The organism is Streptomyces sp. NPDC056628, from assembly GCF_042792555.1.
GTDB lineage: Bacteria > Actinomycetota > Actinomycetes > Streptomycetales > Streptomycetaceae > Streptomyces.
Map to the genome: position 1 here is coordinate 35,424 of NZ_JBHTWG010000005.1, position 24,965 is coordinate 60,388.

21 protein-coding genes and 2 pseudogenes are annotated in these 24,965 nt (G+C 72.8%); 15 read left to right on the plus strand and 8 right to left on the minus strand.

What is annotated here, in order from left to right:
* Positions 1 to 26 precede the first annotated feature (26 nt).
* A complete protein-coding gene (locus tag ACFRAC_RS09365) occupies positions 27 to 1,718 on the minus strand; it encodes a fumarate hydratase (RefSeq protein ID WP_382922788.1) in 1,692 nt (563 codons plus the stop codon).
* A 168-nt stretch (positions 1,719 to 1,886) separates the two neighbouring features.
* Between ACFRAC_RS09365 and ACFRAC_RS09370 the strand changes: the two genes are divergently transcribed.
* Together ACFRAC_RS09370 and ACFRAC_RS09375 are read left to right on the plus strand one after the other, a co-directional pair.
* Positions 1,887 to 2,573 (plus strand): DUF1707 domain-containing protein, encoded by a 687-nt coding sequence (locus ACFRAC_RS09370; protein WP_382922790.1) that lies wholly within the window; start codon positions 1,887 to 1,889, stop codon positions 2,571 to 2,573.
* Between the two features lie 156 nt (positions 2,574 to 2,729).
* Positions 2,730 to 3,107, plus strand: coding sequence for a WhiB family transcriptional regulator (locus ACFRAC_RS09375; RefSeq protein ID WP_079033618.1), 378 nt, complete (start codon positions 2,730 to 2,732; stop codon positions 3,105 to 3,107).
* 70 nt (positions 3,108 to 3,177) lie between these two features.
* Here ACFRAC_RS09375 and glpX read toward each other — a convergent pair whose 3' ends face one another.
* Positions 3,178 to 4,215, minus strand: a complete 1,038-nt coding sequence (glpX, locus tag ACFRAC_RS09380; RefSeq protein WP_382922792.1) for a class II fructose-bisphosphatase — start codon at positions 4,213 to 4,215, stop codon at positions 3,178 to 3,180.
* A gap of 126 nt (positions 4,216 to 4,341) precedes the next feature.
* On the opposite strand from glpX, the gene ACFRAC_RS09385 reads away from it, so the two are divergent.
* On the plus strand, positions 4,342 to 4,863 hold the full coding sequence (locus ACFRAC_RS09385; protein ID WP_382922794.1) for a DUF4245 domain-containing protein: 522 nt from the start codon (positions 4,342 to 4,344) through the stop codon (positions 4,861 to 4,863).
* 86 nt (positions 4,864 to 4,949) lie between these two features.
* Here ACFRAC_RS09385 and ACFRAC_RS09390 read toward each other — a convergent pair whose 3' ends face one another.
* The 3 genes from ACFRAC_RS09390 to xseA all read right to left on the minus strand — a co-directional run bounded on the left by ACFRAC_RS09390 (position 4,950) and on the right by xseA (position 7,194).
* Positions 4,950 to 5,540, minus strand: a complete 591-nt coding sequence (locus ACFRAC_RS09390) for a malonic semialdehyde reductase (protein WP_382922796.1) — start codon at positions 5,538 to 5,540, stop codon at positions 4,950 to 4,952.
* A 184-nt stretch (positions 5,541 to 5,724) separates the two neighbouring features.
* The gene (locus ACFRAC_RS09395; RefSeq protein ID WP_382922798.1) at positions 5,725 to 5,964 is read right to left on the minus strand and encodes an exodeoxyribonuclease VII small subunit; all 240 of its coding nucleotides are present in this window, start codon (positions 5,962 to 5,964) and stop codon (positions 5,725 to 5,727) included.
* 9 nt (positions 5,965 to 5,973) lie between these two features.
* Entirely contained in the window at positions 5,974 to 7,194 is a 1,221-nt protein-coding gene (gene xseA / locus ACFRAC_RS09400; RefSeq protein WP_382922800.1) for an exodeoxyribonuclease VII large subunit, read from the minus strand.
* A 139-nt stretch (positions 7,195 to 7,333) separates the two neighbouring features.
* Here xseA and ACFRAC_RS09405 point away from each other — a divergent pair, with 139 nt between their 5' ends.
* Both ACFRAC_RS09405 and ppgK read left to right on the plus strand, forming a co-directional pair.
* Positions 7,334 to 8,347, plus strand: a complete 1,014-nt coding sequence (locus ACFRAC_RS09405) for a 4-hydroxy-3-methylbut-2-enyl diphosphate reductase (protein WP_382922802.1) — start codon at positions 7,334 to 7,336, stop codon at positions 8,345 to 8,347.
* A 29-nt stretch (positions 8,348 to 8,376) separates the two neighbouring features.
* On the plus strand, positions 8,377 to 9,132 hold the full coding sequence (gene ppgK / locus ACFRAC_RS09410; protein WP_382922804.1) for a polyphosphate--glucose phosphotransferase: 756 nt from the start codon (positions 8,377 to 8,379) through the stop codon (positions 9,130 to 9,132).
* Positions 9,133 to 9,138: 6 nt separating this feature from the next.
* On the opposite strand, the gene ACFRAC_RS09415 is transcribed toward ppgK, so the two are convergent.
* Entirely contained in the window at positions 9,139 to 9,549 is a 411-nt protein-coding gene (locus ACFRAC_RS09415; RefSeq protein ID WP_382922806.1) for a DUF6542 domain-containing protein, read from the minus strand.
* A gap of 624 nt (positions 9,550 to 10,173) precedes the next feature.
* On the opposite strand from ACFRAC_RS09415, the gene ychF reads away from it, so the two are divergent.
* Both ychF and ACFRAC_RS09425 read left to right on the plus strand, forming a co-directional pair.
* A complete protein-coding gene (gene ychF, locus ACFRAC_RS09420; RefSeq protein WP_361345046.1) occupies positions 10,174 to 11,262 on the plus strand; it encodes a redox-regulated ATPase YchF in 1,089 nt (362 codons plus the stop codon).
* A gap of 269 nt (positions 11,263 to 11,531) precedes the next feature.
* Positions 11,532 to 13,709, plus strand: a complete 2,178-nt coding sequence (locus ACFRAC_RS09425) for a DEAD/DEAH box helicase (RefSeq protein WP_382922809.1) — start codon at positions 11,532 to 11,534, stop codon at positions 13,707 to 13,709.
* 89 nt (positions 13,710 to 13,798) lie between these two features.
* Here the strand turns inward: ACFRAC_RS09425 and ACFRAC_RS09430 are convergent.
* Positions 13,799 to 14,080 (minus strand): annotated as a pseudogene (locus tag ACFRAC_RS09430) (LysR substrate-binding domain-containing protein); the annotation flags it as partial.
* Here ACFRAC_RS09430 and ACFRAC_RS09435 point away from each other — a divergent pair.
* The 8 genes and pseudogenes from ACFRAC_RS09435 to ACFRAC_RS09470 all read left to right on the plus strand — a co-directional run.
* A pseudogene (locus ACFRAC_RS09435) lies at positions 14,074 to 14,466 on the plus strand (Short-chain oxidoreductase); the annotation flags it as partial. The pseudogenes ACFRAC_RS09430 and ACFRAC_RS09435 sit on opposite strands and share 7 nt — an antisense overlap.
* Positions 14,467 to 14,673: 207 nt before the next feature.
* Complete coding sequence (locus ACFRAC_RS09440) at positions 14,674 to 16,251, plus strand: S8 family serine peptidase (RefSeq protein WP_382922811.1); 1,578 nt, start codon at positions 14,674 to 14,676, stop codon at positions 16,249 to 16,251.
* A gap of 320 nt (positions 16,252 to 16,571) precedes the next feature.
* On the plus strand, positions 16,572 to 17,759 hold the full coding sequence (locus tag ACFRAC_RS09445) for a DUF4190 domain-containing protein (protein ID WP_382922813.1): 1,188 nt from the start codon (positions 16,572 to 16,574) through the stop codon (positions 17,757 to 17,759).
* Between the two features lie 147 nt (positions 17,760 to 17,906).
* A complete protein-coding gene (locus ACFRAC_RS09450; RefSeq protein ID WP_382922815.1) occupies positions 17,907 to 18,659 on the plus strand; it encodes a GntR family transcriptional regulator in 753 nt (250 codons plus the stop codon).
* Positions 18,660 to 19,011: 352 nt separating this feature from the next.
* On the plus strand, positions 19,012 to 19,203 hold the full coding sequence (locus ACFRAC_RS09455; protein WP_361345031.1) for an SPOR domain-containing protein: 192 nt from the start codon (positions 19,012 to 19,014) through the stop codon (positions 19,201 to 19,203).
* Positions 19,204 to 19,231: 28 nt separating this feature from the next.
* The gene (locus ACFRAC_RS09460; RefSeq protein ID WP_382922817.1) at positions 19,232 to 19,630 is read left to right on the plus strand and encodes a (deoxy)nucleoside triphosphate pyrophosphohydrolase; all 399 of its coding nucleotides are present in this window, start codon (positions 19,232 to 19,234) and stop codon (positions 19,628 to 19,630) included.
* A gap of 108 nt (positions 19,631 to 19,738) precedes the next feature.
* Complete coding sequence (locus ACFRAC_RS09465) at positions 19,739 to 20,149, plus strand: ATP-binding protein (protein WP_382923234.1); 411 nt, start codon at positions 19,739 to 19,741, stop codon at positions 20,147 to 20,149.
* A 282-nt stretch (positions 20,150 to 20,431) separates the two neighbouring features.
* Entirely contained in the window at positions 20,432 to 23,167 is a 2,736-nt protein-coding gene (locus ACFRAC_RS09470; RefSeq protein WP_382922819.1) for a SpoIIE family protein phosphatase, read from the plus strand.
* Between the two features lie 163 nt (positions 23,168 to 23,330).
* Here ACFRAC_RS09470 and ACFRAC_RS09475 read toward each other — a convergent pair whose 3' ends face one another.
* Positions 23,331 to 24,905, minus strand: a complete 1,575-nt coding sequence (locus ACFRAC_RS09475; RefSeq protein ID WP_382922821.1) for a hypothetical protein — start codon at positions 24,903 to 24,905, stop codon at positions 23,331 to 23,333.
* Positions 24,906 to 24,965: the final 60 nt, after the last annotated feature.

Sequence of the window (24,965 nt, forward strand, 5' to 3'; positions counted from 1 at the left end):
CGTGGAGGCGATTCGTCACGGACGGCTCAGGCGAGTCCGGGGCCGCGTACCGGAATGGAGGTGAAGGTGGGCGCGGGCGCGGGATCCTGGAAGAAGTCGTTGCCCTTGTCGTCGACGACGACGAACGCCGGGAAGTCCTCGACCTCGATCTTCCAGACCGCCTCCATGCCGAGCTCCTCGTACTCGACGACCTCGACCTTCTTGATGCAGTCCTGGGCGAGACGGGCGGCGGGGCCGCCGATGGAGCCGAGGTAGAAGCCGCCGTGGGAGGCGCACGCGTCGGTGACCTGCTTGCTGCGGTTGCCCTTGGCGAGCATCACCTTGGAGCCGCCCGCGGCCTGGAACTGCTCGACGTAGGAGTCCATGCGGCCGGCCGTCGTCGGGCCGAAGGAGCCGGACGCGTAGCCCTCGGGGGTCTTCGCGGGACCGGCGTAGTACACCGGGTGGTCCTTGAGGTACTGCGGCATCTCCTCGCCCGCGTCCAGCCGCTCCTTGATCTTGGCGTGCGCGATGTCGCGGGCCACGACCAGCGGGCCGGAGAGGGACAGGCGGGTCTTGACCGGGTACTTCGTCAGCTCGGCCAGGATGGTGTCCATCGGCTGGTTCAGGTCGATCCTGACGACGTCCCCGGACTCGTCCAGGTGGTCGTCGGTGGTGTCCGGCAGGAAGCGCGCCGGGTCGGTCTCCAGCTGCTCGAGGAAGACGCCCTCGGCGGTGATCTTCGCGACGGCCTGGCGGTCGGCGGAGCAGGACACGGCGATGGCGACCGGGCAGGAGGCGCCGTGCCGGGGGAGGCGCACCACGCGCACGTCGTGGCAGAAGTACTTGCCGCCGAACTGCGCGCCGATGCCGATCTTCTGCGTCAGCTCGAAGACCTTCTCCTCCAGCTCCTTGTCGCGGAAGCCGTGACCCAGCTCGGAGCCCTCGGCGGGGATCTCGTCCAGGTAGTGCGCGGAGGCGTACTTGGCGGTCTTCAGCGCGTACTCGGCGGAGGTGCCGCCGACGACGATGGCCAGGTGGTACGGCGGGCAGGCGGCCGTACCGAGGGAGCGGATCTTCTCCTCCAGGAACTTCATCATGGAGGCCTCGTTCAGGACGGCCTTGGTCTCCTGGTAGAGGAACGACTTGTTGGCCGAGCCGCCGCCCTTGGCCATGAAGAGGAACTTGTAGGCGCCGCCGTCGGTCGCGTACAGCTCGATCTGCGCCGGGAGGTTGGAGCCGGTGTTCTTCTCCTCCCACATGGTGAGCGGAGCCATCTGCGAGTAGCGCAGGTTGAGGTTCTTGTACGCGTCGTAGATGCCGTGCGAGAGGGCCGCCTCGTCGCCGCCCTCGGTCAGCACGTTCTGGCCGCGCTTGCCCATGACGATCGCGGTGCCGGTGTCCTGGCACATCGGGAGCACGCCCGCGGCCGCGATGTTCGCGTTCTTCAGCAGGTCCAGGGCGACGAACTTGTCGTTGCCCGACGCCTCGGGGTCGTCGACGATGCGGCGGAGCTGGGCGAGGTGGGCGGGGCGCAGGTAGTGCTGGATGTCGTGGATGGCCTCCTCGGCGAGCTTGCGCAGCGCCTCGGGCTCCACCTTGAGGAAGGTCCGCCCGTCGGCCTCGAAGGTGGAGACACCTTCGGAGGTCACCAGCCGGTACGGGGTGGTGTCCTCTCCCATGGGGAGCAGATCGGTGTACGCGAACCCGGGGCTGGGTGGGGGGGTACTACTCGGCATCTCGCCCATTCCTCACTCGACAGACGGCGGCTGGCCTCCGTTGGCAGCGTCCACCAGCCTAGAACCTGCCTCTGACGGCGAGCCTGTGAGGTAAGGCTCAGTTCGGTGACCGCCGGACGACCCGACCGAGGGGTATCGCGATCTATCGTGTTTCGGTACGCTGCTGCCGTGGACCTTCAGAAGCGCACCGCGCCCGCTCCCGCCGCCGAGCTCCGCGCCTCCGACGCCGACCGTGACCGCATCGCCGACATCCTGCGCGACGCCCTGGCCGAGGGGCGCCTGACCGCCGACGAGCACGCCGAGCGGGTCGAGGGCGTCCTCGCGGCCAGGACCGTCGGCGAGCTCGAGGTGTTCGTCCGGGACCTTCCGGCCGGGCATCCGCGCCGCGCCGACCCGGCCGCCGCGCGCCCGGTACCGGCCCCGGTCCCGGCCGAGGCCGACGACCACATGGTCGCCGTGTTCAGCAGCGCCGTGCGCAAGGGGCGCTGGCGCGCCGGCCGCCGTATCCACGCGTACGCCGTGTTCGGCAGCGTGGAGATCGACCTCAGCGAGGCCCTCTTCCCGTACCAGCACATCGTGATCCGGGCGTTCTCGGTCTTCGGCAGCGTCGAGGTCCGCGTCCCGGAGAACGTGTCGCTGCGCGGCACCGGCGGCGGGGTCCTCGGCTCCTTCGAGGTGGACCACCTCGACGCGGAGGACCCGGACGCGCCGGTCGTCCACGTCGACGGCTGGGCCGTGCTCGGCAGCATCGAGGGCCGGCCGCGGCGCGGGAAGCTGGTCGCGGACATCCTGGACCGTGTGCACCGCAAGGTCGACCGGAGTGTGCGCCGGCACCTGGAGCATGGACGGCCGTGAAGCGGACGGGCCGGTTCCCGCGGCCCGTCCGGCACGCCGGGGCGTCCGGGGCGGCCCGGGCTCCAGCGGTTCGGAACTCCTCGCATAGGCGCGCGTACAGCGGGTAGACCTTGTCGCATCGTCGCTCGCTCCCGAAGCCGTCGTCAGGAGTAGACCGTGCTGCAACCGCCGCATTCGTCCCTGCAGGTAGCTGCCGTTCCGGCCCAGCGGGTGCCAGCGCGAGACAGGGATCAGGACGCCCCGTGGCACACCGAAGCGGTGTGCCGGCGCGACGAGGCGGGCCTGTTCTTCGCCCCCTCCAAGGAGCCCACCGCGGCCCGCCTGTCCCGCGAGGAGGCGGCCAAGCGCGTCTGCGCCCGCTGTCCGGTCATGGTCGAGTGCCGCGAGCACGCGCTGCTCCAGCCCGAGCCGTACGGCGTGTGGGGCGGACTCACCGCGGCCGAGCGCCGTGTGGTCCTCGCCCGGCGCCGCCGCCGCGAGATGGAGCTGAAGAAGACGGTGGGCGCCGCGAACCGCATAGCCCAGGCCGGCTGAGACACGACGCGAAAGGGCGCCCCCTCCGCACCGGGGGCGCCCCTCGCCGCTCAGCGGGACCGCTGTGCCGTCACTTCGCCCTGTCGAAGTCGATGGCGCTGTAGGCCCGCAGCTTGCTGAGCCGGTGCTCGGACTCGATCCGGCGCACCGTCCCCGACTTCGACCGCATCACGATCGAGTCGGTCGTCGCCGTCTCCGACCGGTAGCGCACCCCGCGCAGGAGCTCTCCGTCGGTGATGCCGGTCGCGACGAAGAAGACGTTGTCCCCGGCGACCAGGTCGTCCGTCATCAGGACGCGGTCCAGGTCGTGCCCGGCGTCGATGGCCCGCTGCCGCTCCTCGTCGTCCTTGGGCCACAGCTTGCCCTGGATGGTGCCGCCGAGGCACTTCACGGCACAGGCCGAGATGATGCCCTCGGGGGTGCCGCCGATGCCGAGCAGCATGTCGACGCCGGTGCCCTCGCGCAGCGCGTAGATGGAGCCGGCGACGTCGCCGTCGGAGATCAGCTTGATGCGCGCGCCGGCGTCCCGGATCTCCTTGATGATCCCTTCGTGGCGGGGCCGGTCGAGGATGACGACGGTGACGTCCTCCGGGGTGGACCGCTTGGCCTTGGCGACCCGGCGGATGTTGACCTCGACGGGGGCGTTGATGTCGACGAAGTCGGCGGCCTCGGGGCCGGTGACGAGCTTGTCCATGTAGAAGACGGCCGACGGGTCGAACATCGAGCCCCGGTCGGCCGCGGCCAGCACCGAGATCGCGTTGGGCATGCCCTTGGCGGTGAGCGTGGTGCCGTCGATCGGGTCGACGGCGATGTCGCACTCCGGCCCGGTCCCGTCGCCGACCCGCTCCCCGTTGAAGAGCATGGGCGCCTCGTCCTTCTCGCCCTCACCGATGACGACGACGCCGTTCATCGAGACGGTGTGGACGAGGGTCCGCATGGCGCGCACCGCGGCGCCGTCGGCGCCGTTCTTCTCGCCGCGGCCGACCCAGCGACCCGCCGCCATCGCGGCCGCCTCGGTCACACGGACCAGTTCCAGGGCCAGGTTGCGGTCGGGGGCCTCGCTCGGTACTTCGAGTTCGGACGGCAGATGATGATGATTCTCGGTCATCGGAGCGCACCTTTCTGATACGACGACGGCCGGATGAGGGTGACGGACCTGACTCTATCCCCGGGCGGACAGAATGAGCAGGGGGCCCCACGGATGAGCAGAGCGGGCACCTGCGACGATAGGGGCGTGGCTGGTTCGAAGGTTAAGCAGAAGTCGGTCCGCAACATGGTCCTCTCCCTCGGGGTGACGGTGCTCGCGGCGGGAGTCGTCTATCTCTTCGTGCCGCATGACGACGGCACGCCCGACCTTCCGCGGGTCGACTACCGCGTCGAGCTGCTCACGGCCCGCCGGGCCGCGTCCTACCCGGTGGCGGCGCCGCAGGGGCTGCCCGACAGCTGGAAGCCGACCTCCGTGCGGTTCCAGGCCGACGAGTTCGACGCCTGGCACCTCGGCTATCACACCCCGAACGGCGGCTATGTGCAGCTCCAGCAGTCGACGGAGAAGCCGGCCGACTTCATCGAGCAGGCCAGTCAGGGCGCCCGCAGGACGGACGTCACCGAGCGGATCGGCGACCGCACCTGGACCCGCTACACCGGCGGCCGCTACGACGCCCTGGTGTCCCGGGAGGACGGCGCGACGACCGTGGTCGCGGGGACCGGCTCGTTCGGCCAGCTGACGGAGATGGCGAAGGCCCTGCGCGCCGAGTGACCCCCTGAGCGCGGCGAAGGCCCCCGGCGAGGTGATGCCGGGGGCCTTCGTCATGGGCGGGCGGCCCGCGGTGGCCGCGCGCGGGGTCAGATCGTGGTGACGACCTCGTCGTACGCCAGGCGCGGGGAGCGCGGGTGCCAGGCGTCCGGGCCGGGGCGGCCGATGTTGACGATCATCAGCGGGGTGTGGTCGTCGTCCAGGAACTCCTTGCGGACGCCCTCGAAGTCGATGCCGGTCATCGGGCCGGCGGCCAGACCGGCGGCGCGGACGCCGACGATGAAGTAGGCGGCCTGGAGGGTGGCGTTCAGCGCGGCGCTGTTCTCGCGGACCACGCGGTCGCCGAAGACGGCGTCCTTGGCCTGCGGGAAGTGGGGGAAGAGGGCCGGCAGCTCCTCGTGGAACTCGTTGTCGGCGGAGAGGATCGCGACCAGCGGGGCGGTGGCGGTCTTCTGCCGGTTGCCCTCGGCCATGTGCTCGACCAGGCGCTCGCGGGCCTTGGCGGAGCGGACCAGCGTGACGCGCAGCGGGGACTGGTTCATGGAGGTCGGGCCGTACTTGACCAGGTCGTAGATCGCCTGGACCTGTGCGTCGGTCACCGGCTCGTCGGTGAAGGAGTTCGCGGTGCGGGCCTCGCGGAACAGCAGGTCCTGAGCGGTGGGGTCGAGGACGAGAGACATGCGGAACCTTCTCGGTGGTGCGTCGTGGGGGTACCGCACGGGGGCCGCGCGGCACGCGTAAGCGGACCGGGGACCGTTTACGCGAGCGACAGTACGCGAGACAAGTTCAACGTTCAACAAAGGGGCGGGCCCCGGTGATCCGCTTCACAGGGCCCGCCCCTTCGTACCGGACGTCAGGGTGGCGTCACCCGCCGCCGCTCTTCTCCTGCCCGTCCTCGGCCTCCTCCTCGGCGAGCGCCGCGTCCAGGCGCGCCCGCGCCCCGTCCAGCCAGCGCCGGCACACCTTCGCCAGCTCCTCGCCCCGCTCCCAGAGCGCGAGCGACTCCTCCAGCGTCGTGCCGCCCGCCTCCAGCCGCCCTACGACCTCGATCAGCTCGTCCCGGGCCTGCTCGTACCCGAGGGCCTCTTCCACCTTGCCGGTCATGCGCCCACCCTATGCATCGCTTCCTGCGTCGACTCGTACGGAGAACTCGCCCTCGGCGACCCGGGCCCGCAGCACCTCGTCCGCGGCCACCTCGCCGGGGTCGCGCACCACATGCCCGTCGTCCCGCTGCAGCACGGCGTACCCGCGCTTCAGCGTCGCCGCCGGGGACAGGGCCACCACGCGCGCGTGCGTGTGCGTCAGCTCGGACGCCGCCCGGTCCAGCAGATGGCCCAGACACCGCCGGCCGCGGTCCAGGAGCGAGGCCACCTGGTCGGCCCGCTCGTCGATCATCCGGTGTGGATCCTCTATCGACGGACGCGCGAGGGCGTGCGCGAGCCCCCGCTCCTCCCGCTCGACGTACGCCTCCACGCACCGTCGCGCCCGGTCGCGCAGCATCCGCACCCGCTCGTACTCCTCGCCGACGTCCGGGACGACCTTCTTGGCGGCGTCGGTCGGCGTGGAGGCGCGCAGATCCGCGACCAGGTCCAGCAGCGGGTTGTCCGGCTCGTGCCCGATCGCGGACACGACGGGCGTCCGGCAGGCCGCCACGGCCCGCACCAGCTGCTCGTCGGAGAACGGCAGCAGGTCCTCCACGCTGCCGCCGCCCCGGGCCACGATGATCACGTCCACGGCGTCGAGCGTGTCGAGCTCCTTGACCGCCTGCACGACCTGCGGCACCGCGTGCACGCCCTGCACCGCGACATTGCGCACCTCGAAGCGGACGGCGGGCCAGCGGTGCCGCGCGTTCTCCAGGACGTCCCGCTCGGCGGCGGAGGCCCGCCCGCACACCAGGCCGACGAGCTGCGGCAGGAACGGCAGCGCCCGCTTGCGCTCCGGCGCGAACAGCCCCTCCGCGGCCAGGGACTTCTTCAGCATCTCCAGCCGGGCCAGCAGCTCCCCGACGCCGACCGGCTTGATCTCGGCGGCCCGCAGGGACAACTGCCCGCGCGGCGCGTACCACTCGGGCTTGGCGAGCACCACGACCCGCGCGCCCTCGCTCACCACGTCGGCCACCGCGTCGAACACCTGCCGGTAGCAGGTCACGCTCACCGAGATGTCGTACGAGGGGTCGCGCAGCGTCAGGAACACCACCCCCGCGCCGGGCCGCCGCGACAGCTGGGTGATCTGCCCCTCCACCCACACCGCGCCGAGCCGGTCGATCCACCCCCCGATGAGCCGGGACACCTCACCGACGGGCAGCGGGGACTCGGGCGACGTGTTCACAGCCATGCGGCGAGCGTAACGGCCGCCACCGACAACACCCCCCGTTCCGCTGAACGGCGCGGACACCGGCCCCGCGCGCCGCCTCCCGCCCCGCACACCCCACCAGGAGGCGGGCGATCTTCGGGGCGGCGCACGCACCCTTACGATGGGACGCATGACTGCTTCGCCTGGCCGCCGTGTCCTGCTCGCCGCCCCCCGTGGCTACTGCGCGGGTGTGGACCGCGCCGTGATCGCCGTCGAGAAAGCCCTGGAGCAGTACGGCGCTCCGGTCTACGTCCGGCACGAGATCGTCCACAACAAGTACGTCGTGCAGACCCTGGAGAAGAAGGGCGCGATCTTCGTCGAGCGCACGGAGGAGGTGCCGCCGGGCAACATCGTGATGTTCTCCGCCCACGGCGTCGCCCCCGTGGTCCACGAGGAGGCCGCCCGCGGCAGGCTCGCCACCATCGACGCGACCTGCCCGCTGGTCACCAAGGTCCACAAGGAAGCGGTCCGGTTCGCCGACGAGGACTACGACATCCTCCTCATCGGTCACGAGGGCCACGAGGAGGTCATCGGCACCTCCGGCGAGGCCCCCGAGCACATCCAGCTCGTGGACGGCCCCGGCGACGTCGCCAAGGTCGAGGTCCGCGACGAGTCCAAGGTCGTCTGGCTCTCCCAGACCACGCTCTCCGTCGACGAGACCATGGAGACCGTCGACGCCCTCAAGGAGAAGTTCCCGCAGCTGATCTCGCCGCCCAGCGACGACATCTGCTACGCCACGCAGAACCGTCAGCTCGCCGTGAAGCAGATGGGCGCCGAGGCCGACCTCGTCATCGTCGTCGGCTCCCGCAACTCCTCCAACTCCAAGCGGCTGGTGGAGGTCGCCAAGCTGGCGGGCGCCCGCGCGGCGTACCTGGTGGACTTCGCCGACGAGATCGACGAGGCCTGGCTGGAGGGCGTCGGCACGGTCGGCGTCACCTCGGGCGCCTCGGTGCCGGAGGTGCTGGTCGAGCAGGTCCTGGAGTGGCTGTCGCAGCGCGGCTTCGAGGACGTCGAGATCGTCAAGGCGGCCGAGGAGTCCATCACGTTCTCCCTGCCGAAGGAGCTGCGCCGCGACCTGCGCGAGGAGGCGGCCGCGCTCATCGCCGAGCGCACCGGTTCCCCGACCGGTGAGTGACCGTCAGACGTCCGTCGTAACGTAGGGCTATGCAGATCTTCGGTTTGGACATCGGCGGATCCGGGATCAAGGGCGCCCCGGTGGACCTCGACAAGGGCGACCTGGCCCAGGAGCGCCACAAGGTGCTCACCCCGCACCCCGCGACCCCCGACGGGGTCGCCGACGCTGCGCGCCAGGTCGTCGAGCACTTCGGCTGGACCGGCCCGGTCGGGCTCACCTTCCCCGGTGTGGTGACCGACGGGTCCACGATCCGCACCGCGGCGAACGTCGACAAGAGCTGGATCGACACCGACGCGCGCGCGTTGTTCAGCGAGCGCCTCGGCGGCCTGCCGGTGACGGTGGTCAACGACGCGGACGCCGCCGGAGTCGCCGAGATGCACTTCGGCGCGGGCCGCGGCCGCAAGGGCACGGTGTTGCTGCTCACCTTCGGCACGGGCATCGGCAGCGCCCTGTTCCTCGACGGCCGCCTGGTCCCCAACACCGAACTCGGTCACCTCGAACTGCACGGCCACGACGCGGAGAAGCGCGCCTCCAGCAAGGCCAAGGAGGACGAGGACCTGACCTGGGAGCACTGGGCCCACCGCGTGCAGAAGTACCTCGCGCACGTGGAGATGCTCTTCTCGCCCGAGCTGTTCATCATCGGCGGGGGCGTGAGCCGCAAGGCCCACAAGTTCCTGCCCCACATCGAGGGCATCCGCGCGGAGATCGTCCCGGCGCAGCTGCAGAACAACGCGGGGATCGTGGGGGCGGCGATGCACGCGGCGGAGACGGCGGTCGCCGAGTAGCGGCCGTCAGTCCGCCGGGCCCCGGGCCGCGGCGCGCCGCGCCACGAGGCGGACCCGGCGCACCAGGACGACCACTCCGGCGAGCAGCGTCCCGCCGTACAGCCACCCGGCCTCGGTCGCGAGGGCGGTCACCAGGCCCATCAGATGACCGCCGAAGCCGCCGCCGTGGTCGGCCGCCGGCAGCAGCCCCAGGGCGAACGCGTTCGGCACGACCACGGGGGCGGTCAGCAGGTCGCCCTCGCGCACCCACAGCGCGGTCAGCACGCACACCGGCAGGAACAGCACGCTGTACAGGCCGAGCGAGCCGGACAGCGCGGAGTCGAGGAAACCGAGCAGCAGCATCGCCGCCCCGCAGAACAGCCCGCTGCCCAGCCCGGTCAGTCGCGGACCGGGCAGCCGCCCGGCGGACGACGGCACCGGGGCAGGTCCCGGCCGCCGTACCGCCCCGGCGGGGCGTGAGGGGACGGGCCGGCGCTGGGCGACAGGCCGCGTGGCCGGGGCCGGCCGGGTGGCGCCCCGCCGCGGCGGCCGCGGATCCCGTGCCGCCGAGGCCGCCCGCGCCGACCGGGGCAGGCCCTGCGGCGACCGTGCGGACGGGGAGACCGCGCTTCCGGCCCCTCCGGAACGGGACCGCGCGGGCCAGGCGGACCGCCGTCCGGCCCCGCCGCTGCCACCCCCCGCGTCACGCTCGCCCACGCCGGGCACGATCCCGCCCTCGCCGCGCCTCGTCCGGCCCTCGCCCCGCTCCACCGTGTCCCCGTCCACCTCGACATCCGCATCCCGCTCGCGTGGCGCCTACCCGCCCTCACCCCCCGTGGAACCGCGTACCTCGTGGCGGTCCGTGCCCGGCGGGTCGCGCGCTGTGCCGCTCCACCGCACCAACCTAGGCCGCGGCACGGGGTGCGGCGGGCGACGGACACGCCCGGGGGCGCACCTTGGCCAGGTGTTCGACGGCACGCCCGGGGCGGGCCCGGCACGCCGTAGACTGGTGGATCGGCCACAAACCCCAGTCCTCTCCTCTCACGTACGGGAAGTCGCAACGTGTCGCTCACGATCGGAATCGTCGGTCTGCCGAATGTCGGCAAGTCGACCCTGTTCAACGCCCTGACCAAGAACGACGTGCTGGCGGCCAACTACCCGTTCGCCACCATCGAGCCCAACGTCGGTGTCGTGGGCGTCCCGGACGCGCGCCTGACGAAGTTGGCCGAGATCTTCGCTTCCCAGCGCGTCCTCCCGGCGACCGTCGACTTCGTCGACATCGCCGGCATCGTGCGCGGCGCCTCCGAGGGCGAGGGCCTGGGCAACAAGTTCCTGGCGAACATCCGTGAGTCCGACGCGATCTGCCAGGTCATCCGGGCCTTCAAGGACGAGAACGTCGTCCACGTCGACGGCAAGGTCTCGCCCAAGGACGACATCGAGACGATCAACACCGAGCTGATCCTCGCCGACCTCCAGACGATCGAGAAGGTCCTGCCGCGCCTCCAGAAGGAGTCGCGGATCAAGAAGGACGTCGCGCCCAAGGTGAAGGCCGTCGAGGAGGCCAAGGAGATCCTGGAGAAGGGCGACACCCTGTTCTCCGCGGGCATCGTCCAGGGCTCCGGCAACGAGGAGCTCCTGCACGACCTGCACCTGCTGACCACCAAGCCCTTCCTCTACGTCTTCAACGTCGACGAGGACGAACTGGTCGACGACGACTTCAAGGCCGAGCAGCGCGCCCTGGTCGCCCCCGCCGAGGCGATCTTCCTCAACGCCAAGCTGGAGGCCGACCTGGCCGAGCTCGACGAGGAGGACGCCATGGAGCTCCTGGAGTCGGTCGGCGCCGAGGAGCCCGGCCTCGCCACCCTGGCCCGCGTGGGCTTCAACACCCTCGGCCTGCAGACCTATCTGACGGCCGGCCCCAAGGAGTCCCGCGCCTGGACGATCAAGAAGGGCGCCACCGCCCCCGAGGCCGCCGGCGTCATCCACACCGACTTCCAGAAGGGCTTCATCAAGGCGGAGGTCATCTCCTTCGAGGACCTGGTGGAGACCGGCTCGGTCGCGGAGGCCCGCGCGAAGGGCAAGGCCCGCATGGAGGGCAAGGACTACGTCATGCAGGACGGGGACGTGGTGGAGTTCAGGTTCAACGTGTAGCGGGTGCTCCCGAACCCCGGCTCCGGGGCCAGGCGTTCGCGCCTGGCCCCTTTCTCCGTCCCGGCTGGGCTTCGCGGTACGGGTGATGTCACGAGGTGCGCGGGGTCACCAGGCCGGAGGCGTACCTCCGCGGCGACGTCGAGAGGGCAAGCCGTGACGCGGCGGGGCCGCGCCACGAGAGCGCGGTGGCCGCACCGGGTGGGAAGGCGCTCCGCTCCCAGTGGCAGGATGCGGGGACGCGTCGGGAGGGGCCAGGAGGGCGGGGCGGGATGGGGCGCAGTGAGCGGGAGTCGGTCGCCGGGGGCAGACGGCTGTACGAGGCCGCGCGGGCGGTGGCCGACGACCACGCGCGGGCCGTGGCCGCGGTGCACGCGGCGCTGAAGCCGATCCACGACGACCTCGTACGGCGTGAGCTGGACGGCATCCCGGTCGCCCGGCTGAAGGATCTCACCGAGGGCCGGCTGCGGCTGGGCGAGGTGGAGAAGGGCGGCTTCCGTACGGTCGGGCAGGTCCTCGACGCGGGCTCCTACCGGCTGCAGCAGTTGCCCGGTGTCGGCCGGCAGACCGCCGACCAGACGGTGGCCGCCGCACGCCGGATCGCCGACGCCGTACGGGACACCGTGGCCGTGCACATCGACGTGGACCGGCCGGAGCCACGGACCACCGCCCTGGTCGCGGCCCTGAACGTGCTGGTGGAGGCGGGTCCCGAGGCGCGACGGGCCGTGGAGACGGCGGCCGGGCTGGTGAAGCGGCTCGGCCCGCTGCTGACCGAGGCGGCCCCCGCGGCCGGGCGGGTGCGCATGCTGCTCGCCGGGCGGGCCGGCCGGGAGCGGGCGGTCGCGGCCGTGGCGGAGATCCGCGCGGCGACGGAGCGGGCGCGCGAGGACGGCGTGCCCGGGCTGCTGGCCCAGGCGTCGGTGGATCTGCTGCGCGGCCCGGAGTCCGACGTGGCCGCGCTCGTCGACTTCGAGCTGCGCTCCGCCGAGTACTACAGCCTGCTCGCCGAGGTCTCGGGCCGCGCGCCCGACCCGGCCGCCGCCGAGGGCTTCCTGCCGGACGAGGTGGCCGACCGGGTGCGGGCGCAGTCGCTGGACGACACCCACCGCCGGGTGTCCCTGCGCGGCTACCAGGCGTTCGGCACACGGTTCGCGCTCGCGCAGCGCCGGGTGATCCTCGGTGACGAGATGGGGCTCGGCAAGACGATCCAGGCCATCGCGGCGCTGGCACACCTGGCGGCGAGCGGTGAGACCCACTTCCTGGTGGTCTGCCCGGCCAGTGTGCTCATCAACTGGACCCGGGAGATCGAGAGGCGCAGCACGCTGCGGGTGACTCCGGTGCACGGCCCGGACCGCCAGGACGCGTTCGTCGACTGGAGGGAGCGGGGCGGCGTCGCCGTCACCACCTTCGACGCCCTGCGCGGCTTCCCGGCGCCCGGCACCGGCGAGCTCGGCATGCTCGTCGTCGACGAGGCGCACTACGTCAAGAACCCGAGCACGCGCCGCGCCGGCGCCGTCTCCACCTGGGCCGGGACCTGTGACCGCGTGCTGTTCCTGACCGGCACGCCCATGGAGAACCGGGTCGAGGAGTTCCGCAGCCTGGTGCGCATCCTGCAGCCGGACCTCGCCGAGCGCGTCGACGAGCACGACGGCGTCGCGGGCTCGAAGGCGTTCCGCAAGGCGGTCGCGCCCGTCTATCTGCGCCGCAACCAGCAGGACGTGCTCACCGAACTCCCCGCGCTCCAGCACACCGACGAGTGGGAGGAGCCCAGCGCGCAGGACGAGGAGGCGTACCGGGAAGCCGTGCGGGCGGGCAACTTCATGGCCATGCGCAGGGCGGCGTACGCGCGGCCCGAGGGGTCGGCGAAGCTGGGGCGGTTGCGGGAGATCGTCGGGGAGGCCGCCGAGAACGGGCACAAGGCCGTGGTGTTCTCGGCGTTCCGCGACGTCCTGGGCACGGTCCACGAGGCGCTCGGCAAGAGCGGCGAGGCTCACGTCTTCGGCCCTCTCACCGGCAGTGTGCCGCCCGCCCGCCGGCAGCGGCTCGTGGACGACTTCGCCGCCGCGCCCGGTCACGCGGTGCTGCTCGCGCAGATCGAGGCCGGGGGAGTGGGTCTGAACATGCAGGCCGCGTCCGTGGTGATCCTGTGCGAGCCGCAGCTGAAGCCGACCGTCGAGCATCAGGCGGTCGCCCGCGCCCACCGCATGGGCCAGGTCCGCTCGGTCACGGTGCACCGCCTGCTGTGCACGCAGGGCGTGGACGAGCGCCTGGTCCGGCTCCTGGAGAACAAGTCCCGCCTCTTCGACGCCTACGCCCGCCGCAGCGCGGTCGCCGAGTCGACCCCGGACGCGGTGGACGTCTCCGACCTCGGCCTGGCCCGGCGCATCGTCGAGGAGGAACAGGCCCGCCTGGGCACGACGACCCGGGAACCGGCCACCGAGGACGCGTGACGGCTGCGCGGGGCTCCCCCGGTCAGGTCCGCCGCGTCGGCCCACGCCGACGACGAGCGCGCGTCGTTGCGCCCATCCTCATCCCGCGCTCACCTCCGCCCCGTCGCCTCCCCGCAGGCCCGCGCATACGCCCGTGCCAGTGGGCGGGCCTCGTCCGGGCGGCGCCAGGCCAGTGCGTAGCGGGCCGGGGACAGGCCCCGTACCGGGCGGGTCACCACGCCGCCGAGGGTGATCAGAGGGGCGTTGCCCGAGGCCAGGAGGCAGACGCCGGGGCCGGCGACCAGCGCCTCGTAGGTCTCCTCGGTGCTCGCGATCTCGGCTCCGATGCGCGGGGGCCGTCCGCCGCGCTCGTCCAGCGCCAGCCAGTGGTCGCAGCGGAACGAAGTTCGCCCCGGAGGGCATGTCCGAGGTGGCGGACGAGGTCGCGGACTTCGGCATCCGGGTGCTGATCGTCGAGCCGGGCGCCTTCCGCACCTCGCTGTTCGAGACGGGCCGGGCCGGGGCCGGCGCGGACTGCGGGCTGTATCCGAAGGTGAGCGAGACGCGCGGCTTCGTCGAGGGCGGCGACGGCTCGCAGCCCGGTGACCCGGCGAAGGCGGCGGCCCTCATCGTGGCCGCCCTGGAGGCGGAGCGCACCCCGCTGCGGCTGCCGCTCGGGGACGACGGTGTGAGCGCCGTCCTCAACCACCTCGACCAGGTCCGCGAGGACATCGCGCCCTGGGAGAAGAGCGCGCGGGCGACGGCGTTCGACGCCTGACCGCGTCCTGCGAAAGCTCGTCCCTCCGCCCTGCGTGGGCGGGTCGCCCAACGACTCGCTCGCGCAGGGCTCTTGTGCAATTCCTGTGGAGGCCTCAATCTTTCGGCTGGCGCACGGACGTCGTTGAACTTGACATGATCATGCCTTTCTTCGTCGTTCCCGTGCCACCCCACGCCGGCGCACCACCGATTGAGGAGGAACCCTCAGATGGCAGTGATGCGTACCCCCCAGCGCACGACCCGCCGAAGACTGGCCCTGCTCAGCACGGCGGCCACCGCGGTCCTCGCCGCGGGCCTCGTCACCGCGCTCCCCGCCGCGGCCGCCCCCGAGGGCCGCGTCCAGTACGCGGGCGCGGCGAACGCCGTGGCCGACAGCTACATCGTCACCCTCAAGGCCGGCCAGGCCCGTTCGGGCTCGAAGACGGCCCGCGCCCTCGTCGAGCGCTACGGCGCCGGCATCGAGCGCACCTACCGTACGGCTCTCAACGGCTACGCGATCGAGGCGTCCGAGACCGAGGCCGAGCGGCTCGCCGCCGACCCGGCCGTCGCCTCCGTCGTCCAGAACCGCACGTTCCACGTCGAGGGGACCCAGCCCAACCCGCCCTCCTGGGGCCTGGACCGCATCGACCAGAAGAACCTGCCGCTCAACAGTTCCTACACCTACCCGGACTCGGCCGGGCAGGGCGTGACGGCGTACATCATCGACACCGGCGTCCGCATCACCCACCAGGACTTCGGCGGCCGCGCCTCCTACGGCTACGACGCCATCGACAACGACAACACCGCCCAGGACGGCAACGGCCACGGCACGCACGTCGCGGGCACGGTCGCCGGGTCCTCGTACGGCGTCGCCAAGAAGGCGAAGATCGTCGGCGTCCGCGTGCTGAACAACTCCGGCTCGGGCACGACCGCCCAGGTCGTCGCCGGCATCGACTGGGTCGCCCGGAACGCGGTCAAGCCGGCCGTCGCCAACATGTCCCTCGGCGGCGGCGCCGACACCGCCCTCGACACGGCCGTACGCAACGCCATCGCCTCCGGCGTCACCTTCGCCGTGGCCGCCGGCAACGAGTCGGCCAACGCCTCCACCCGGTCGCCCGCCCGCGTCGCCGAGGCGATCACGGTCGGCGCGACGACCTCCACCGACGCCAGGGCGAGCTACTCCAACTACGGCACCGCGTTGGACCTGTTCGCGCCCGGCTCGTCCATCACCTCGTCCTGGAACAGCGGCGACTCGGCGACCAACACCATCTCGGGCACGTCGATGGCCACCCCGCACGTCGCGGGCGCCGTCGCCCTCTACCTCGCCGACAATCCCGCGGCCACCCCGGCGCAGGTCGCCTCGGCCCTGACGGCGGCCGCCACGACCGGCGTCGTCACCAGCCCCGGCACGGGCTCGCCCGACCGGCTGCTGTACGTCGGCGGCGGCACGACCACCCCGCCCGGACCGCGCTTTGAGAACACCGCCGACCACGCCATCGCCGACAACGCCACCGTCGAGTCCCCGGTGACGGTCTCCGGCGTCTCCGGCAACGCGCCCTCGGCCCTCGCCGTCGAGGTGCACATCGTCCACACGTACATCGGTGACCTCCAGGTCCAGCTGGTCGCCCCCGACGGTACGGCCTACACGCTGAAGTCGTACGGCACCGGCGGCAGCGCCGACAACATCGACACCACGTACACCGTGGACGCCTCGTCCGAGACGGCCAACGGCACGTGGAAGCTGAGAGTCAGCGACAACGCCCGCCAGGACACCGGCCGCATCGACGCCTGGGCGCTGCAGTTCTAGCCCGGTCAGTCGTCCCACCCCGCACGTCCTCGTCCTCGCGGCGGAGCCAGGGTCCCGTGACCCGGCCGGCCGCGAGGACGAGGCGCTTCAAAGACCCCGATGACAGATTCACAAACGGATGTACGCCGGGCGGACCGCGTCGGACGACTGTCTCGTGGGGGTGGTGTTCGCTCACGACGGCATGCCGTTCGCCGCCGACTTGGGCATCGGCGACGGCTGGTGAACCCGGCCGCCCCCCATGCCGTCCCGGTTCGCGGCGCGCTTACGATGCGCGCAGTCGTACGCCCCGCCCCACCGCCCGAACCAGGAGCACGGTAGCCGTGTCGATACCCCCGCCGTCCGGACCACAGCAGCCGTACGGGCCACCGGCACCGCCCCACGGGCCGTACGCCGCCGGCCCCAGCTCGCCCTACGGGGCGTCGTACGGGGGCGCCTACGGCCCGTACGGCCCCTACGGCGGGCAGGCGCCGGTCAACGGTCTCGCGATCGGCTCCCTCGTGCTCGGCATCCTGTGTTTCGTGCCGGCCGTCGGCCTGGTGCTCGGACTGATCGCGCTGGCGCAGATCCGGAGGAAGGGCGAGCGCGGCAAGGGCATGGCGATCGCCGGATCGGTGCTGTCGACCGTGGGTCTGGCGCTGTGGGCGCTGACGCTGTCCACCGGTGCCGCCGCCGACTTCTGGGACGGCTTCAAGAGCGCCGCGAACGGTGACGGCAGCGCCTTCGCGCTCGACAAGGGCGACTGCTTCGACACCCCGTCGGGCACCCTGGAGGGGGAGACCTTCGATGCGGAGAAGGTGCCCTGCTCCGGTACGCACGACGGCGAGGTCTTCGCGGTGGTGACGCTGCCGGGCGGCGGTTACCCCGGCGAGGACGAGCTGTCCCGCACCGCCGACGACAAGTGCTACGCGCTGAGCGACGGTTACGCCATGGACACCTGGGGCGTGCCGGAGGACGTGGACGTCTTCTACTTCATCCCCACCCCGCAGAGCTGGCGGTTCGGCGACCGCGAGCTGACCTGCCTGTTCGGCAGCACCGAGAAGGACGGCCGGCTGACCGGCTCGCTGCGCGGCGACGCCACGACGCTCGACGCCGACCAGGTCGCCTTCCTGAACGCGGTCAACGCCGTCGACGCGGTGCTCTACGAGGAGCCGGAGGACCACCCCGACGACGACCTGGCCGCGAGCCGGGCCTGGGCCGGCGACGTGCAGCGGGTGCTTGGCGAGCAGATCACGGCGCTGCGCGGCCACCGCTGGCCGGACGGGGCGGGGAAGCCGGTCGCCGACCTGGTCGAGGAGATGGCGGACGCCCGCAAGGAGTGGGCGCGGGCCGCCGCGGCGAAGGACTCGGACACGTACTTCACGCACTACGAGAGGGGCTACGCGTACGTGGACGGCCCCACGACGGTCACCGCGCGCGAAGCTCTGGGTCTGGACACCACCGTCCCGTTCTACGAGGACGACTCCGGCAGCGGGGGCGGGAGCGAGGACGCGGGCGATCTTCAGGTGTGAGCGCGGCTATAACGGGGAGAAACTGCCTGCGTAAAGCCCTCCGACGCCACAAGTCATCACATCGAGTGATTCTCTGGCCTTTGCTTGCACAGGGCAACGCTTGGTTGCCAGGCTGTTGCTGTCTGTACAACCTGATGGGAGCGGCCAGTGACTTTCGGTGAGCAGCCGGCGTATCTGCGTGTCGCGGGTGATCTCCGTAAGAAGATCGTCGACGGTTCACTCCCTCCGCACACCCGCCTCCCGTCGCAGGCCAGAATCCGCGAGGAGTACGGCGTCTCGGACACCGTCGCCCTGGAGGCGCGCAAGGTCCTGATGGCCGAAGGGCTGGTCGAGGGCCGCTCCGGCTCCGGGACCTACGTGCGCGAGCGGCCCGTGCCCCGCCGGATCGCCCGCTCCGGCTTCCGCCCGCCGAGCGGGGCCACCCCGTTCCGGCAGGAGCAGGCCGACGGCGATGTGCGCGGCACCTGGGAGTCCAGCAGCGAGCAGTCGATGGCCGGCCGTGCTGTCGCCGAGCGGCTGGCCATCCGGCCGGGCGAGCGCGTGATGTGCACGCGGTACCTGTTCCGGGAGGCGGGCGAGCCCATGATGCTCTCCACGTCCTGGGAGCCCCTCGCCGTCACCGGCCGGACGCCCGTGATGCTCCCCGAGGAGGGTCCCCTCGGCGGCATGGGCGTCGTCGAGCGGATGGCGGCCATCGACGTCGTCGTGGACAACGTCACCGAGGAGGTCGGGGCCCGCCCCGGCCTCGCGGAGGAACTGCACGCGCTGGGCGGCGTCCCCGGCCATGTGGTCCTCGTCCTCCAGCGCACGTACTACGCCTCGGGCCGCCCGGTGGAGACGGCGGACGTGGTGATCCCTGCCGACCGCTACCGCGTCGCGTACCACCTGCCGGTCAAGTAGCGCGCGGGCGCGAGTGAAGTAGCGCACATACCCCGTCTGTTGCCCTGTACGGGCTGACAACACCCGCCCCGGTGCGCCCTGTTGCCTGCGTATCTTTTCCGCAGGTCGCGCCGGGTGTCTCCGGTATGCCTGCGCACGGACGCACGGCCTTGGGCGCACGGCGCGTTCCGCGTCGTGCGCCCCTCCCGGCTTGGCTGGTTGCGTACCTCTTTGTGAAAAGCCGTATTCGCTCCGTGAAGGTTAGGCGTAGGCTCGGGCATATGCGGATTGCGGTTTCCTCAGCGGGTGGGGCACGGCACAGGCCGCGAGCGTTACGCGGGCGGCCGTGGGCGGGAAGGAGCAGTGGGGCGCGATGACCGACAGCACGATCACTCTTCCCTGGCTCGTCGTCCGGCAGGACGACAACGGCAATCGCTATCGCGTCGGCCGGTACGCGACACGGGCCGAGGCCCAGAAGATCGCGGACAGCCTCGACGGCCGGGGACACAAGCAGCTGTACTGGGTCGAGCGCATCACGCAGAACGGCGGCGGCGCCGACCGCTGACCGTGCACGCTCCCGTAGGCTCCGGCGCATGACGGAACGGATCGTGGTCGGCGCCGCGCTGCTGGACGCGGGCCGCCTGCTCGCCGCACGCCGGAGCGCGCCGGCGGACCTGGCCGGGCGCTGGGAGCTGCCCGGCGGCAAGGTCGAACCGGGCGAGAAGCCCGATGCGGCGCTCGCCCGCGAACTGCGCGAGGAACTCGGCGTGGACGCCGAGGTGATGGAGCGCGTCCCGGGCGCCTGGCCCCTGCGGGCCCCCTTCGTCCTCCATGTGTGGACGGCCCGCCTGCGGCCCGGCAGCCCGGCGCCGCGGCCCCTGGAGGACCACGACGCGCTGCGCTGGCTCGACGCCGGCGAGCTGTGGGACGTCGACTGGCTGGAGCAGGACGTGCCCGCCGTCCGCGAGGTGGCCCGGCGGCTGACGCCCTGACGGCCCTCCGCCCTTGCCCCGCCCGGCGCGATACTGTCGCCCGAATATCGGGTATGTGCCCATTAACACCATGAAACCGGACATGGAGTGGCCCCCGCTGGCTGGGAAGTGATCGGCGTGCTCGACACCGACGGCGACTGCGCCGAATGGACCTTCCCCGCGGAGGCCGACGCCGTCCGGGCGGCCCGCGCCGCCGTGCGCGGCCGGCTGCTCGCCTGGGGGCTGGGCAGTCTCGCCGATGTCGCGGCCCTGCTGGTCAGCGAACTGGTGACCAACTCCCTTCGGCACGCCACCGGTCCCATCGGGGTGCGCCTGGTGCGTCCTTCCGGGGACGGCGGGGTCCTGCTCGTCGAGGTCTCCGACCCGCTGCCCGATCCGCCGCGCGCCCGCAGCGCCGACGCCGAGGACGAGAGCGGCCGCGGACTCCAGCTCGTGGCGCGCGCCTCCCGCCGCTGGGGGACCCGGCCGGGACGCGGCAGCGGCAAGACGGTCTGGTTCGAACTCGCGGTCCCCCGCTGACGCCCGCGTCCCACGGTCCGTCAGCGGCGTACCGGACGCCCTCCGTCCGCCCCCGGAACGCCGGCGGCCGGTTCCGGCCGGTGACGGGTGACGCCGGTCGTGATTCGACGGCGTGTCCGCTGGTTAGAAGACTGGAAGTGTTTCCGCGGCGGGGACCGAAAAGCATCGGGACCGTGCTGTGATCGTGAACACCGTGTTGTGCGGGGCCGTAGTGCTGGATACTGCGGGCAGCCGCCGCCGGTGACCGGTGCCGGACGCGGTGAGCTGGAGGGGACGGTTCGCGTGAGCGAGATACCAGCGAAGGCGACGGAGTCCGAGGACCCGTCGAAGAGTGGTGGGACGAGGGCCGCGGGAGATCTCCCCGACGCTCGCGCCTCCCACGGCACACCCGCCTCCCACGGCACATCCGTCTCAGCCGCGGCCGGCGCACCGGACGCCCGCGCACCCCACGGCCCCCAGGCCCCGGACACGACCGGCTTCGGCTCCGAGGAGCCGCGTCCGGGCGAGCCGCTGTGGCAGAGCAAGCCGCCCGGTTCGATCTACGACTACATCAAGGTCGCGTCCTTCTCCATCGGCCCCGACGGCCTGGTCGACCAGTGGAGCCTGCGCGCCGAGCAGGTCTTCGGCATCCCCGCCGAGCGCGCGGTCGGCATGGACCCCATCGAGGCGTTCATCGACCCCGACCTGCGCGCGCAGGGCCAGCGGAAGATGACCGAGATCCTGGACGGGCGGGAGTGGACCGGCGTGGTCCCCTTCCGGGTGCCGGACGACGCCGACGGCGGCGGCCGGGGCAAGGACGGCCTCGCCGAGGTGTACGTCATGCCGACGCGGACCGAGGAGGGGGAGAAGGCCGCCGTCTGTATCGTCGTCGACGTCCGGACCCTGCGCCGGATGGAGACCGACCTGGCCGCCTCGCAGGCCATTTTCGGTCAATCTCCCTTCGGGTTCCTGCTGATCGACACCGATCTTCGGGTGCGCCGCGCCAATCAGCGGTTCGCCTCCCTGTTCGGCGGCACCCCCGACGACCACCGCGGCCGGGGCGTCCACGACTACCTCGCCCGGCCCGAGTCCGAGCGGGTCGCGGCCACCCTGCGCCGTGTCCTGGAGAGCGGCGACTCCATCACCGACATGCACGTCACCGGCTTCCTGCCGGGCTCCGACGAGCGCCGCCACTGGTCCGTCAACCTCTACCGGGTGCACAGCGGCAGCGGCCGTCCCATCGGCATCGCCTGGCTGGGCATCGACATCACCGCCCGGCGCGCCGCCGCCCGCGAGGCGGCCGCCGCCCGGCGCAACCTCGCCCTGCTGAACGACGCCGGCGCCCGCATCGGCAACTCCCTCGACCTGGAGACCACGGCCCGCGAACTCCTCGACGTGGTGGTGCCCGGCTTCTGCGACCTCGCCACCGTCGACCTGTACCAGGGGCTGCTGGCCGGTGACGAGACGCCGCCCGGCCTCGCCGACGGCAGCGCGGAGCTGCGCCGGGTCGCCTTCTCCAGCGCCGTCTCCGACGCGCCGTTCGTCGGCGGCGGCGCCGAGGTCGCCGTCGGCGGCGTGCACCACTACCCGTTCAACTCGCCCTGCGCGGACGCCCTGCGCACCGCCCGGGTGCAGCACGTGCCCGGCGAGGAGGGCGGCCTCGTGCAGTCCACGCTCGCCGTGCCGATGGTCGCCCACGACACCGTCGTCGGGCTCGCCCAGTTCGCCCGGACGAAGGGCAGCGAGCCGTTCGGGGACCGCGACCGCGAACTCGCCGTGGAACTCGCGGCCCGCGCGGCGGTCTGCATCGACAACGCCCGCCTCTACCGGCGCGAGCACGAACGCGCCCTGATACTGCAGCGGTCGCTGCTGCCCCCGGGGGACCCGGTCGCCGCCGGACTCGACATCGCCTGCCGCTATCTGCCCGGCAACGCCTCCGCGGACCGGCACAGCGAGGTGGGCGGTGACTGGTTCGACGTCATCGAACTGCCCGGCCACCGCACCGCGTTGGTCGTCGGCGACGTGATGGGACGCGGACTGCGCGCCGCGGTCGCGATGGGCGAACTGCGGTCCGCCGTACGGACGCTGGCCTTGCTGGACCTCGAACCGGCCGAGGTGCTGTCCGCGCTCGACGAGATCGCGCGCGGGCTCGGTGCCCCCGGCGGCGTCCAGCAGGCCACCCGCGCGGCCCGCCGGCCCCGGGAGGCGGACCTGTCCGAGGTGTACCTCGCCACCTGCGTGTACGCCGTGTACGACTCCGTGACCCGGCGCTGCACCTTCGCGAACGCCGGCCATCTCCCGCCGGTCCTCGTCGAGCCCGGCGAGGACGCGATGATGCTGGACGTGCCGCCGGGGATGCCGCTCGGCGTGGGCGGCGAGCCGTTCGAGGAGGTGGAGGTCGAACTCCCCGAGGGCGCCCTGCTGGCGCTCTACACGGATGGACTGGTCGAATCGCGCGACCATCCCCTGGACGAGGGGCTCCAGGCGTTCGTGGGCGCGCTCACCGACCCGTCGAGGCCGCTGGAGGACGTGTGCGACCACGTCCTCAACACCCTCGACACCCATCACGGCGAGGACGACATCGCGCTGCTGATGGCCCGCGTGCAGGGGCTGCCCGCCGACTCGGTCGGCGACTGGACGCTGCCGCGCGAGCCGCGCAGCGTGGGCCGCGCCCGTGAGTACGCCCGCGCCCGGCTGCTGTCCTGGGACCTGGAGGCGCTGGTCGACACCACCGAACTCCTCGTCAGCGAACTGGTCACCAACGCCTTGCGCTACGGCGAGGGCGAGATCCGGCTCCGCCTGCTGCTGGACCGCACGCTGGTGTGCGAGGTCTGGGACGCCGGACTCGTCCAGCCACGCCGCCGCCGCGCCCGCGACACGGACGAGGGCGGCCGCGGCCTCCAGCTGGTCGGCCTGCTCAGCGCGGCCTGGGGCTCCCGCCGCACCCCCCGCGGCAAGACGGTGTGGTTCGAACTCCCGCTCCCCGACGGCGAAACCACCCTGACGGACCCGGCGGAGGCACTCCTGAGCCTCTTCTGAACCCGGCCGCGGTCACCTGGGCCCACCTCTCTCGCCGGTGTCCGGGTGGTCGCCCGGGTGGTCACGAGCGGGGTCCTCCCTGACGGCCGTGCGGTCACCTCGATCCGGCCGGTCGGTCGGTCGCACGGCGGAGGCGGGGCCGCCCGGGGCGCTCCGGCCGAGGTCACCGTGGCTCGTTCGGCTTGCCACGTCGGGCGCCGGTGCGTGGGCCGCCATAGCTTCCCGGTACGGGGTGGAGGGCGCCGGTGGCCGCGGCGGTCAGGTCGGAGGTGGGCTCGGGCGTGTGGCCGTGGAGGCGGATGTCCTGGTCGGCCAGGGCGCGGGCCTCTTCCGCCAGCGTGTCGGCCGTCACGAGGTCGGCCAGGTCCTCCGCGCTCTCGCAGCGAAACGCCTCCGCCAGGCGGGTGCGGGCCGCGCATCCCACCACCGCCCCGTGCGTCGTGACGACGTCGTCCGCCCCGGCGACGGCCGCCCGCGCGCAGACCGCGGCGGCGGCCGGGAGCACCCCGGCGTGCCCGGCGGCCAAGGGCGCCACGGCCCGTACGATCCGCCGCAGCAGGCCGAGCGGGTCGTACGGCCGCCCCGAGGCCAGCTCCTGCCGTACGCCGGCCAGGACGACGTCGGCGTGGCCCGTGCGGGCGCGCAGTTCGCCCGGCGTGACGTCCGGGTGGGCGGCGGTCTCCCCGGCGAGGGCCCGGCGGGCGCCGGCGATCTCCGCCTCCGCGCCGGTCAGCGCGGTCGGTACCAGTTCCGCGGCCGTCGCCAGCTCCCTGCGGAGCCGTTCGACGCCGTCGATGAGCGCCCCGGCCTGGGCGATGGCGCCCTCGGCGGCCCGCAGCCGGCTCGCCGCCCGCCCGACGTCCCCGTCGTCGGCGGCCTGCCGGGCCAGGTTCAGCCGGGTGGTCGCGAACACCAGCCGGTCCTTGGCCTGTTCGACGTTCCCCACCACCGCGGCGGACGCCGGGGCGGCGTAGCGCTCGCCGAGGTCGCGGAGGATCGCCTCGGCCTCCCCGGTCCGTGCGGTCAGGCCCCTGAACCGGCCCTCCGCGACGGCCAGCGCGGCCCCCAGCCCGCCGTCCGGCCCCTCCTCCAGCCCCCGCAGCGTGTCGAAGGCGGCGGCCCGCACGTCCAGCAGCCGCCCCGCCTCCTCGCAGCGCCCCACGACGCCCGCCAGCGCGTGCCGGCGGGCCGCACCCTCCCCGGGCACCCCGTGCTCGTACCGCCAGCGGATGCGGAAGGCCGCCGCCAGCTCGGTCCCGGCCTCCCGCAGCGCCCGCCGGACGTCCTCGATCTCCTCCGGCGCCCCGTTCTCGAACCGGGCCTCGGCGAACCCCAGTTCCTCACGGCTGACCCGCACCCACCCGTCCGCGCGGACCAGCGCGTCCCGGGCCCGCTCGTCCAGCTCCTCGTCGGGCGGCTCCCCAGCCGGAACCGGCGCACCGCCGGGTGCCGTACGCCTGGTGGTCCGCCGTCTGCGCCGCCAGAACCCGAAGCTCGCCAGCGCCCCCGCCGCGACCACGGCGATCACGGGGAGCACGAGGTCGGCTGTGTGCGTCCCCCGGTCGTCCCGCTGTCCGAGCGCGCCCGACACGGGCCGCTGCGGCCCGCTGTCCACCGCTATGCCGGGCAGCACCAGCCACGTCACCCCGACCAGCGCGCCGAGCAGGGTGTGCACCACGAGCGCGGATATGTGCGCGCGGGCGCGCCGCGGCCGGCCCCGGATCAAGGATGACGTCACATTCCGGAGCGTATGAGCAGGTATGCGCCCGCGCGACCGGGGTGCGTCAGGGGAGGTGCG

Excerpts from the sequence above, each read along its gene's own strand:
- ACFRAC_RS09395 (WP_382922798.1), bottom strand. The coding sequence starts at position 5,964 with ATGACCGGCAAGGTGGAAGAGGCCCTCGGGTACGAGCAGGCCCGGGAC.
- ACFRAC_RS09365 (WP_382922788.1), bottom strand. The coding sequence starts at position 1,718 with ATGCCGAGTAGTACCCCCCCACCCAGCCCCGGGTTCGCGTACACCGAT.
- ACFRAC_RS09425 (WP_382922809.1), top strand. The coding sequence starts at position 11,532 with ATGGGGCGCAGTGAGCGGGAGTCGGTCGCCGGGGGCAGACGGCTGTAC.
- ACFRAC_RS09460 (WP_382922817.1), top strand. The coding sequence starts at position 19,232 with ATGACGGAACGGATCGTGGTCGGCGCCGCGCTGCTGGACGCGGGCCGC.
- ACFRAC_RS09455 (WP_361345031.1), top strand. The coding sequence starts at position 19,012 with ATGACCGACAGCACGATCACTCTTCCCTGGCTCGTCGTCCGGCAGGAC.
- ppgK (WP_382922804.1), top strand. The coding sequence starts at position 8,377 with ATGCAGATCTTCGGTTTGGACATCGGCGGATCCGGGATCAAGGGCGCC.
- ACFRAC_RS09390 (WP_382922796.1), bottom strand. The coding sequence starts at position 5,540 with ATGTCTCTCGTCCTCGACCCCACCGCTCAGGACCTGCTGTTCCGCGAG.
- ACFRAC_RS09405 (WP_382922802.1), top strand. The coding sequence starts at position 7,334 with ATGGGACGCATGACTGCTTCGCCTGGCCGCCGTGTCCTGCTCGCCGCC.
- ACFRAC_RS09440 (WP_382922811.1), top strand. The coding sequence starts at position 14,674 with ATGGCAGTGATGCGTACCCCCCAGCGCACGACCCGCCGAAGACTGGCC.
- glpX (WP_382922792.1), bottom strand. The coding sequence starts at position 4,215 with ATGACCGAGAATCATCATCATCTGCCGTCCGAACTCGAAGTACCGAGC.
- xseA (WP_382922800.1), bottom strand. The coding sequence starts at position 7,194 with ATGGCTGTGAACACGTCGCCCGAGTCCCCGCTGCCCGTCGGTGAGGTG.